We start from the raw sequence: 10623 nt of genomic DNA, 5'->3' as shown, positions 1-10623 counted from the left end.
CTATATCTTGTATCGTGTTGATAATCTAGATATTATCATTTCGACTATTTTAACTAACAAATAATCAGGAAGGAGGAAGTATTATGTATCAGATTGAGTATGCTGCGCTTAATTATTATCATTCACCGATATCAGATGAGTGTCTTTGCTTAGGTGTACTATTTCACAATCTCACAACAGGCAAACGTGATTTTAAATATATTTCCAATTTCCAGAGGTTTCATTCATTTGATGATGAGGCAGACGTAGACTTTGTTAGATTATATTTAAGAGGGATTAAAGAAGAAGTTGAAACAACGCTATTCAATTATGCAGATGATTTTAGTGTGGAGAATTATACGAGAGTCTTTGCTAATGAATTTAGGTTTTCTTCTGTTAGATCATTGGCCGTTGCCGAGGATGAGGATTACGTAAAGAATTTTACAAGTATTTATTTGAAATACGATTTGGCGAGATCGCAGCGTTTAAATAGTAATGAAGAGAAGAAACTAATACGGCGTGTGTTGGAGTCAAATAATCTAGAGTATAATACTCAAAAAGTAATCGGATCATATGAAGATGAAATACAATTTGATTATCAAGTTGGAGATATTTGTATAAAACTATTCTCATTTAAGGGAAAAAATCTCAATAGGCTTCTCGGAAGTGCGCGGCAATGGTCTTTCATCGCAGATGAAGTCAGCACCAAGAAAACGGTTGTCTTTATCTATGACTCTGATCATGAAAATGATAAGATGTTGTATACGATAATTCGTATTCTATCTAAGCATGCACAAGTACTTAGATTAGACGAAGGAATGGACTATATCTTAAAACAGTGTTCATAATGTTTATTTACCGCAGATATGATGTATCTGCGGTATTTTCTTAGTAGTAAGGATTTCAGTTTTACTACTAATTTTACTACTAAGCGGTAGCAATAACATGCTAAATCTTGCTAAGATTTGCAGCATATCGGCCTGTGCGCCGACATTACAAAATAGCCGGAAAATGCCGCAAATGGGGCATTTCTCGGCAGATTAAGGAGTTGAAGAACAGTGATTAAAGTACTTTTCATCTGCCACGGTAATATCTGCCGTTCAACCATGGCTGAGTTTGTTTTCAGAGACATGGTACGCCGGGCGGGGCGGGAAGATGAGTTTTACATAGAGTCGGCAGCGACCAGCCGGGAGGAGATCGGCAATGATACGCACCCGGGTACGAAAGGGAAGCTGCGGGAAAACGGGATCCCGTTTGAGCGGCATTATGCACGTCAGATCACAAAAGCGGATTATGGTAAGTTTGATTATCTGATTGGCATGGATGATGCCAATGTGCGGAATATCCAGAGGATCTGCGGTGGTGATCCGCAGCACAAGATCACTAAGCTGCTGGATCACGCTGGAGCGAATCGGAGCATTGCGGATCCGTGGTATACGGGAAATTTTGATGAGACTTACGATGATGTGATCGAAGGCTGTGAAGCATTGCTGGAGGAATTATTATGAGCGTACAAGCAGGTACAAATATAAAAAAGAACTATTTGCCGGTATTTGAGGAATATCCGGAGGTGACGGGATTTTTCTCATTAAAAGATGGTGCGGTAAAGGGATCGCCGTACAATAATCCCGAGATGTTCCGGCAGCTGGGGCTGGAGGATACGGTGCGCGTATGGCCGACACAAATACATAAGACACAGGTGGCTGTGATCCGACAGGAAGATGTGGATGCGGCAAGAGCTGCAGCGGAAACAGGATGCTCGCTGGTATTGGGAGGTTCTGCTCCGGACGCTGGCGAGACGAAAAATCATACGCAAGCCAATTCCGATCCAGGCGATCAATCTCCTGGCAATTACTCCCCAGCCATCATCATTCCAGACACTGACGGCACGATCACGAATCTGAAAAACGTCATGCTGACTACGGTTCATGCGGATTGTCTGGCGGTGTTCTGTTACGATCCGGTGAAAGAGGCTATAGGCCTTTGTCATGCGGGATGGAGAGGCACCTGCGCGGGGATCGCCATGGAGATGGTCGAGAAGATGGAAGACGAATACGGATGCGATCCAGAGAATCTGCAGGCCTACATAGGGCCGGGGATCAGCCAGTGCTGTTTTGAAGTCGGCATGGAGGTGGCGGAGGACTTTGCAGAAAACTGGACGTTTGCAGAAGACTACATCACGAGAACGCCGGGAGACGTAGCGAACGGCAAATGCCATATCGACATCAAGGGCATCAATCAGGAGCAGCTGGAGCTGATGGGAATCCCGACGGAGCAAATCAGGGTGAGTGAGCACTGCACCTGCTGCGAGCCGGAACTGTTTTGCTCGTACCGCAGAGAAGGCGGCACGTATATGCGCATGGGCGGCGGTCTTTGCATGAAGGAAAAGTAGAGAAATTCAGATGCGTGCGGCTAGATTCCATGTCATAAAAACGCCATTTTTCGAGCCAAAAACAGAAAAATTTTTCGCGGTGGATTTCACATGGAAAAACCGTGGAGTAACGACTGCATAACCTTTGCATAAACGACGACTAGTTACATGATTATGCAATGAAAATGGTTAATACAGGAAATTACAAACAACGAAGAGGGCAACGTGCATATGGCAGCTCGACTACTCCACGAGCCTTTCTGAAAATACAGCATTTCTCTCGATTTTTTCAGAAAAATTTCTGCATATAACCTTGAAAAGCAAGCGTTCAGTAGAAAATCGTGCCGGAAATACTGGGAGCTTTCAGCATCCAACCGGTCGCTAACAGCAATGAATAATATAAAGAGGGGATTCTTGACAGGGAGTCCCCTTTTCGCTATTCTGTAATGGAATGAGCAAGAAACCTTTACAGAAGAAAAGGAGAATATATGAAACTGATATCATGGAATGTCAATGGTCTTAGGGCTGCTATGGGAAAGGGATTTTTAGAGTTTGCAAAGGAGGCGGATCCGGGTATCCTCTGCATACAGGAAACGAAAATGCAGGAAGGACAGGCGGAAGTGCCTTTAGAAGGGTATCATCAGTACTGGTGCTCAGCAGAGAAGAAAGGGTATTCCGGGACGGCCGTGTTCACGAAGGAAGAGCCTGTCAGTGTCAGATGCGGGATCGGTATTGAGGAGCACGATCACGAGGGACGCACGATCACGGCGGAATATGAGAAATTTTATCTTGTGAACGTGTATGTGCCCAATTCGCAGAATGAGCTGAAGCGACTGGATTACCGGATGAGCTGGGAGGATGATTTTCGGGCGTATCTGAAAAAGCTAGAGGAGAGCAAACCGGTAATTACATGTGGCGATTTCAATGTAGCATTCCAGGAAATCGACTTAAAAAATCCGAAAACGAATCGCAAGAATGCCGGGTTTACTGATGAAGAGCGGGCTAAGATGGGAGAATTGCAGGATGCCGGCTTCATAGATACTTTCCGGTATTTCTATCCGGATCTGGAAGGTGTATATTCCTGGTGGAGCTATCGCTTCAACGCCCGCAAGAACAACGCGGGGTGGCGTATCGACTATTTTCTGGTGTCCGAAAGTCTGAAACCGGCTTTGAGAAAGGCTGAGATCCTGACGGACGTGTACGGCAGCGATCACTGTCCGGTGAGTCTGGAAGTGGAGTTGTAGCATGATCTATTTGTTTTCATTCGAGGGGCTGCGGGAGATCGAGGAGTCGCGGTATCGGCTGCCGCAGAAGCTCATCGTGCAAAGTTTTGAAGAAGGTTTTTTGCTGCAGGGAAGGATGGAATATCTCTTCGAACAGCCAGAGGATTATGAGATTTTTTCCGGAGATATCGACCGGATCGTGCTGGAAAAGTGGCGGCCGGTGATGGAGGACGTCCTTTACGATATGGAAGAAACACCCAAGCTGGTGTTTTTCGCAGAAAGCGATCGGCGTCTGTTTTTGTCAATGAAAAGCAAGTTCCGCATGCATATTGGAGCATGGGAATATTATTCTTTGGAATCGCTGCTGCAGCTTGCGGATCTGGAGGAAAACAAGAGTGAGTTCAGTCTGATCCGGGAACAGCTGAAAGAGGAATATAAGACGGCGGCGTTGGAGCAGAAAAATGCCGGAAGCATTGAGGAAAAACTTGAATCCGTATGCCGTAAATACGGCATGAAAGCGGAGTTTCGCAGCGGCACAGCATATATAACCACTTATGCAGGTGAGTGGTATTTCGCCTATAATGACAGGCCTATCACGCTGTACCATAAGAATTCGATCCCGGTCAAAGGGAGAAACGGCGATCTGATCAGGCATTCTCACATTCAGCCGGTAGAGTTGTATGCGCCGCTGCAGGCATTAGCTTATATCCGCAATCACGAGGCGGCGGAGGAACGACGGCTTCTGGGCGGGCTGTCGGAGAACCTGAAACTCCAGAACGGGACACACAAGGCAGAGCACGGCAGCCAGCAGTCTGACAGATCAGAGGAACGCTTCGGGAAGGTTCCAAAGAACCATAGCAAAGCCAGACATACCGGCAAGAAAGGCAGACAGAAATGAGAATGCTGAAACGAATCGTGCAGAGCACGCCTATCCCCATTTCCGGCGTGATGCTCAGTTTTTCGGCACTGGATACTCTGTTCCAAAGCCTGGAGCATCCGGTGGCATCCTACGGACCGGTGAAATACATCTGCGGAAGTATCGCCTTCCTCATTTTTCTAGTGCTGACGGCGAAGCTGTTCCTCTGTCCGGCTCAGGTGCGAGGCGCCATGGACAAAGGAAATCAGGCGGCGATCCTGCCTACATATTCCATGACGCTGATGAATCTCAGCGTGTTTTTCAAGCCGTTTTTGGGAAGCATTTCTTTTGGTGTCTGGATCGTGGCCATAGCTTTGCATCTGGCACTGGTGATCCGGTTCACATGGCATTTTCTTGTGAAGCTGCGGTGGGATGAGGTGTTTATTTCCTACGTGGTGGGCTATGCGGGGATCGCCAACATCGCTATCACATCACCTGCGTACGGCATGCAGCCGCTGGGGAAACTGGCTTTCTGGCTGGGATTCTGCTGTGTCAGTATCGTACTGATCATCGCACTTCGGAGGCAGATCCGTCTGCCGGAAATGGCGGAAGCCGATCAGTTTTTATTTCTGGTGATCGCATCGCCTATGAGTGTGTGCCTGACAGGTTACGTCAAAGCCTACGGTGCAGGGATCTCGTACCCTCTGCTGCTGGGACTCTTTGGCATTGCAACGATTTTTTATGTGACGGCTCTCATACAAGTCCCGAAATTCTTAAAGCGCAGCTTTTATCCAAGCTACGCATCGTTTACGTTCCCCTTTGTCATCAGCGCTATCGGCGTGCGCGACATTTTATCGTATTTTACATCACAGCATATCGTATTTCGGATGCTGGAAGTTTTGGCATCTGTGGAGAGCCTTATTGCAATTTTATTAGTGTTGTATACCATTTTGCGGTACATTCGTCACATCCGGCAGGCGGTTCGTTTTTAGTGTGCTCTTTGCATAAAAAAGATGGACGAGGAGAACCTAGAAAACGGAAAGAAAAAATTTTACCTTGACACATACCCTGTAGGGGTATATTATCAAACCGTAGAAATGAGAAGTAAGAAAGGTGATTTTACATGAAAGAAGGAAATTTCTGCTGTCATAAAACGACAGAGCGTTCAGAAAAAGAATACAAGAGTCTGATGAACAGACTCAGCCGCATCGAGGGACAGATCCGTGGCATCAAGGGCATGGTGGAACGGAACGTGTACTGCACGGACATACTGATCCAGGTGGCGGCAGTCAATGCAGCACTCAATTCATTTAACAAGGAGCTTCTGGCAGAGCACATACGCAACTGCGTGGTACGAGATATCCGTGAGGGCAAAGATGAAACTATCGAGGAGCTGGTTGTAATACTGCAGAAATTGATGAAATAGCAGTAAGCTGAAAAAAGGAGGAATTGGATTTGGAACAATATCATGTAACGGGGATGAGCTGTGCAGCGTGCAGCAGCCGTGTCGAAAAAGCGGTGTCAAAGGTTCCCGGCGTTGAAAGCTGTTCGGTCAGTCTGCTGACTAATTCTATGGGAGTAGAAGGAACGGCGAGCCCGGAGGCAGTCATCGCTGCGGTGGAGGCGGCCGGCTACGGGGCTTCCTGCAAAGGACGCGGCGCAGGTACATCGGGGGACTCAGGTAACGGGGCTTCCGGAGGCGGCGCTGAAGCAGATCTGCTGGAAGATACGGAAACGCCGGTATTAAAGAAACGGCTCATCTGGTCCATTATATTTTTAGTTGTGCTTATGTATTTTTCCATGGGGCATATGATGTGGGGATGGCCGGTGCCGGAAGCCATGGCGGACAACCACGTGGCCATGGGACTTTTGCAGTTGCTCTTGACAGCAGCAGTCATGGTGATCAACCAGAAGTTTTTCATCAGCGGTTTTCGGAGTCTGTGGCACAGAGCGCCTAATATGGATACGCTGGTGGCACTTGGCTCGACGGCGGCTTTTGGATACAGCACTTATTCTTTGTTTGCCATGACAGGAGCACAGGTGCGAGGCGATATGGACGGCGTGATGCAGTATATGCACGAGTTTTATTTTGAGACGGCTGCTATGATCCTGGCGCTGATCACGGTTGGCAAGATGCTGGAGGCGAGGTCAAAAGGCAAGACTACCGATGCATTGAAAAACCTGATGAAGCTGGCTCCGAAAACAGCGGTCGTCCTTCGGGATGGCACTGAGACAGAAGTACCGGTGGAGCAGGTGGTGAAAGGCGATGTGTTCGTAGTGAGACCGGGAGAAAATATACCGGTGGATGGTATCGTACTGGAGGGCATCAGCGCGGTCAATGAAGCGGCACTGACGGGTGAGAGCATCCCTGCGGACAAGAATCCGGGCGATCAGGTCTCTGCTGCGACAGTGAACCAGTCTGGGTTCCTCAAGTGCGAGGCCAGCCGAGTCGGCGAGGATACGACGTTGTCACAGATCATCAGGATGGTCAGCGATGCGGCAGCTACTAAAGCACCTATTGCAAAGATCGCCGATAAGGTTTCCGGCGTATTCGTTCCGGCGGTCATCGGGATCGCAGCAGTGACTATCGTGATCTGGCTGCTTTGCGGTCAGTCCATCGGCTATGCGCTGGCGAGAGGTATTTCCGTGCTGGTCATCAGCTGCCCGTGTGCACTGGGACTGGCGACGCCGGTAGCCATCATGGTCGGCAACGGCATGGGTGCCAAGAACGGGATCTTATTCAAGACGGCAGTCTCTTTAGAGGAAGCCGGCAAAGTCAATACTGTGGTGCTGGATAAGACAGGGACGATCACCAGGGGTGAGCCGAAGGTGACGGATCTCATCATGGCGGAAGGCGTTTCAGAAGCAGAGCTTCTGGAAACAGCCTATGCGCTGGAAGCCAGGAGCGAGCATCCTCTGGCCGGTGCCGTAGTAGCGATGGCAGAGGGAAAAAAGCTGAAGGTATGCGACGTGCAGGACTTCATGATCCTGCCGGGCAATGGTCTGACGGCAGTCGACAACGGCGATCAGCTGATCGGCGGAAGCCTGACATTCCTCAATGACCGGATCGGTGTGCCAGATGATGTAAAGACGGTGGCGCAGCGTCTGGCGGAAGAAGGGAAGACGCCTCTGCTGTTTGCGCGGAGCAAGAAGATCCTGGGTGTTATCGCCGTGGCTGACGTCATCAAGGAAGACAGCCCGGAGGCGATCCGTCAGCTGCAGAATATGGGGATCGAAGTGGTCATGCTCACAGGTGACAACGAGAGGACGGCAGCTGCTGTAGGCAAGCAGGCCGGTGTGGATCAGGTGATCGCAGGCGTACTTCCGGATGGCAAGGAAGCGGAGATCCGCAGACTGCGGCGCAAAGGGAAAGTTGCCATGGTAGGAGATGGTATCAACGATGCACCGGCACTGACGAGAGCAGATATCGGGATCGCTATTGGAGCTGGTACAGACGTTGCTATCGATGCGGCTGACGTGGTGCTGATGAACAGCAAACTCAGCGATGTACCGGCAGCGATACGATTAAGCAGAGCGACGCTTAAGAATATTCACGAGAATTTGTTCTGGGCCTTTATCTATAATATTATCGGTATTCCGCTGGCGGCAGGGGTATGGATCCCGCTGTTTGGCTGGCAGCTGAATCCCATGTTCGGAGCTGCGGCTATGAGCCTTTCCAGCTTTTGTGTTGTAACCAATGCATTGCGTCTGAATCTCTTTGATATGCGCAATGCTGCAAAAGATAAACAAATCAAGAGAAAACAGGAGGAAAAAACAATGGAAAAGACTATGAAAATCGAAGGTATGATGTGCGGACACTGTGAGGCGACAGTAAAGAAGGCGCTGGAAGCACTGGACGGTGTGGATCACGCAGATGTAAGTCACGAACAGGATCAGGCAGTTGTGACCCTGAAAGAGGATGTGGCAGATGATGTATTGAAGAAGGCAGTAGAAGACAAGGATTACAACGTAGTATCCATCAGCTAGTGCGATCTATTCTCAGCATTGACAGCGGATAGCTTCCTCCTGTATAATACTAGAAAAACAGTAGGAAAAGTAGGGAGAGAGGGAAATGGAGAAAGATTCAGCATTAAAATATGAAAAACTGCAGAAGCGTCTCAAAGAAATGGGTCGCCTGGTGGTATCCTTTTCCGGCGGAGTGGATTCCACATTTCTGCTGGCTGTGGCACGTGAGGTTATCGGGGATCAGGTGACGGCGGTAACAGCAGCGGGAAGATCAGTACCGGAATGGGAGATCGAAGAGGCGAGGGTGTTTTGCCGGGAAAGAGGCATACGCCATATCGTATTTTCTTTTGATGAGCTGGAGGTAGACGGATTTGCAGATAATCCCCCTGATCGGTGCTATCACTGCAAGACTGCTATTCTACAAAAAGTAAGAGAGGCTGCAGAGCAGGTGGATACGGTGTACATCGCAGAAGGTTCCAATGTGGATGATGATGGCGATTACAGACCGGGAAAACGAGCTGTACAGGAAGCCGGGGTCATCAGTCCGCTGAAAGAGGCGGGGCTGACCAAGGCTGAGATCCGGCAGCTTTCTAAGGAAATGGGACTTGCCACGTGGGACAAACCATCCTTTGCGTGTCTGGCGTCCAGGTTCGCCTATGAAGAACCGATCACGGCTGAGAAGCTGCGAATGGTGGAATTGGCGGAAAAATTTCTGCGGGAGCATGGGTTTTCACAGTATCGTGTACGCATGCACGGGAGCATGGCGAGGGTAGAAGTGCTGCCGGAAGATCTGGAACGATTCCTGGATCCGAAGCTGAGGCAGGTCTTTACCGGACATATGAAGGAACTGGGATTCACCTATACAGCTCTGGACCTGGACGGATACCGGACCGGGAGCATGAATGATGCCTTAAAATAGAAAATGTAGAGAGTAAAATGCGGCCTGCGGCCGCTTTGCAGAAGGAAGAAGGTAATAGACATGAGTGATCATATTTCAAGAGAAGATGCGCTGTCACTGGTCAAGGCGCATAACAAAGAGCCATTTCATATCCAGCATGCGCTGACTGTGGAAGGTGTAATGAAATGGTTTGCACAGGAACTGGGATTCGGCGATGACGCGGATTTCTGGGGCGTCGTGGGACTGCTTCACGATATCGATTTTGAAGAATATCCGGAGGAACACTGCATCAAGGCTCCGGAGATCCTCCGTGAAGCAGGTGTTGATGAAGATATCATACACGGTGTTTGCAGTCATGGATACGGGATCACAGTTGATGTGGAACCGGAGCATCTGATGGAAAAAGTGCTGTATGCTACAGATGAATTGACGGGTCTGATCGGAGCCGCAGCTTTGATGCGTCCGTCAAAAAGCGTGCAGGATATGGAAGTAAAATCCGTAAAGAAAAAGTACAAGAGTGCCAATTTTGCGGCAGGATGCTCCCGCGAAGTCATCGAGCGCGGAGCCGATATGCTGGGATGGGAGCTGAGCGACTTGATCCAGAAGACGATCCTGGCAATGCGTTCCTGTGAAGCGGATATCGCAGAGGCGATGGCGGAGGAAGGCAACTAATGGCGGAGAGCAGATTTTCGAGAACGGAGCTATTGCTGGGACAAGACAGCATCCGGAAACTTTCAGAGAAACGTGTGGCAGTGTTCGGGATCGGAGGCGTAGGTGGATATGTGACGGAAGCTCTGGCGAGAAGCGGTGTGGGAGCACTGGATCTCATCGATAAAGACACGGTCAGTATATCGAACATCAACCGGCAGATCATCGCCCTGACCAGCACTGTGGGGAAATATAAGACTGAGGTGATGAAGGAGCGGATTTTGGACATCAATCCGGATCTGCAGGTGAAGACGTACAACATGTTTTACCTGCCGGAGACGGCGGATCAGTTTGACTTTACCCGGTATGACTACGTGGTGGATGCCATCGACACGGTGACCGGCAAGATCGCCCTGGTGCTCCATGCACAGCGTGACAACGTGCCTGTCATCAGCTCCATGGGTGCGGGCAATAAACTGGATGCTTCTCAGTTTGAGGTGGCGGATATTTATAAGACGTCGGTCTGTCCGCTGGCCAAAGTAATGCGCAGAGAACTGAAACGGAGAGGCGTGAAGCACTTAAAAGTGGTCTATTCCAAAGAAGTCCCGCTGACACCGGACTACGAAGCGTGCGGTGAAGACGCTCGCGTTCATGGCAAACAGGTGCCGGGCCTGTCTCTTAT

The 10623-nt window shown here is 49.3% G+C and carries 11 protein-coding genes; all 11 read left to right on the top strand.

Annotated elements, in window-relative coordinates:
• The first annotated feature begins 83 nt into the window (after positions 1-83).
• On the top strand, positions 84-827 hold the full coding sequence (locus H8876_RS06720; RefSeq protein ID WP_249287093.1) for a hypothetical protein: 744 nt from the start codon (positions 84-86) through the stop codon (positions 825-827).
• A 210-nt stretch (positions 828-1037) separates the two neighbouring features.
• Complete coding sequence (locus H8876_RS06715) at positions 1038-1487, top strand: arsenate reductase/protein-tyrosine-phosphatase family protein (RefSeq protein WP_249287092.1); 450 nt, start codon at positions 1038-1040, stop codon at positions 1485-1487.
• The gene (gene pgeF, locus H8876_RS06710) at positions 1484-2371 is read left to right on the top strand and encodes a peptidoglycan editing factor PgeF (protein ID WP_249287091.1); all 888 of its coding nucleotides are present in this window, start codon (positions 1484-1486) and stop codon (positions 2369-2371) included. Before H8876_RS06715 ends, pgeF begins: the two co-directional genes overlap by 4 nt.
• A 467-nt stretch (positions 2372-2838) precedes the next feature.
• On the top strand, positions 2839-3594 hold the full coding sequence (locus H8876_RS06705) for an exodeoxyribonuclease III (protein ID WP_249287090.1): 756 nt from the start codon (positions 2839-2841) through the stop codon (positions 3592-3594).
• 1 nt (position 3595) lies between these two features.
• Positions 3596-4471, top strand: a complete 876-nt coding sequence (locus H8876_RS06700; RefSeq protein WP_249287089.1) for a hypothetical protein — start codon at positions 3596-3598, stop codon at positions 4469-4471.
• Positions 4468-5421: a TDT family transporter gene (locus H8876_RS06695; protein WP_249287088.1), complete on the top strand. Its 954-nt coding sequence runs from the start codon at positions 4468-4470 to the stop codon at positions 5419-5421. Before H8876_RS06700 ends, H8876_RS06695 begins: the two co-directional genes overlap by 4 nt.
• A gap of 131 nt (positions 5422-5552) precedes the next feature.
• Complete coding sequence (locus H8876_RS06690; RefSeq protein ID WP_177264978.1) at positions 5553-5855, top strand: metal-sensing transcriptional repressor; 303 nt, start codon at positions 5553-5555, stop codon at positions 5853-5855.
• A 29-nt stretch (positions 5856-5884) separates the two neighbouring features.
• On the top strand, positions 5885-8416 hold the full coding sequence (locus H8876_RS06685) for a heavy metal translocating P-type ATPase (RefSeq protein WP_249287087.1): 2532 nt from the start codon (positions 5885-5887) through the stop codon (positions 8414-8416).
• Between the two features lie 85 nt (positions 8417-8501).
• Positions 8502-9314, top strand: coding sequence for an ATP-dependent sacrificial sulfur transferase LarE (gene larE, locus H8876_RS06680; protein WP_249287086.1), 813 nt, complete (start codon positions 8502-8504; stop codon positions 9312-9314).
• A gap of 60 nt (positions 9315-9374) precedes the next feature.
• The gene (locus H8876_RS06675; protein WP_249287085.1) at positions 9375-9965 is read left to right on the top strand and encodes an HD domain-containing protein; all 591 of its coding nucleotides are present in this window, start codon (positions 9375-9377) and stop codon (positions 9963-9965) included.
• Positions 9965-10623: tRNA threonylcarbamoyladenosine dehydratase (locus tag H8876_RS06670; protein ID WP_249287084.1), on the top strand; the 659-nt coding region annotated here is incomplete at its 3' end. The genes H8876_RS06675 and H8876_RS06670, both read left to right, overlap by 1 nt.

This window comes from Lentihominibacter faecis (assembly GCF_014306095.1).
Taxonomy (GTDB): domain Bacteria; phylum Bacillota; class Clostridia; order Peptostreptococcales; family Anaerovoracaceae; genus Lentihominibacter; species Lentihominibacter faecis.
The sequence above is the reverse complement of the archived record's forward strand: the minus strand, read 5'-3'. Positions and strand labels throughout refer to the sequence as shown.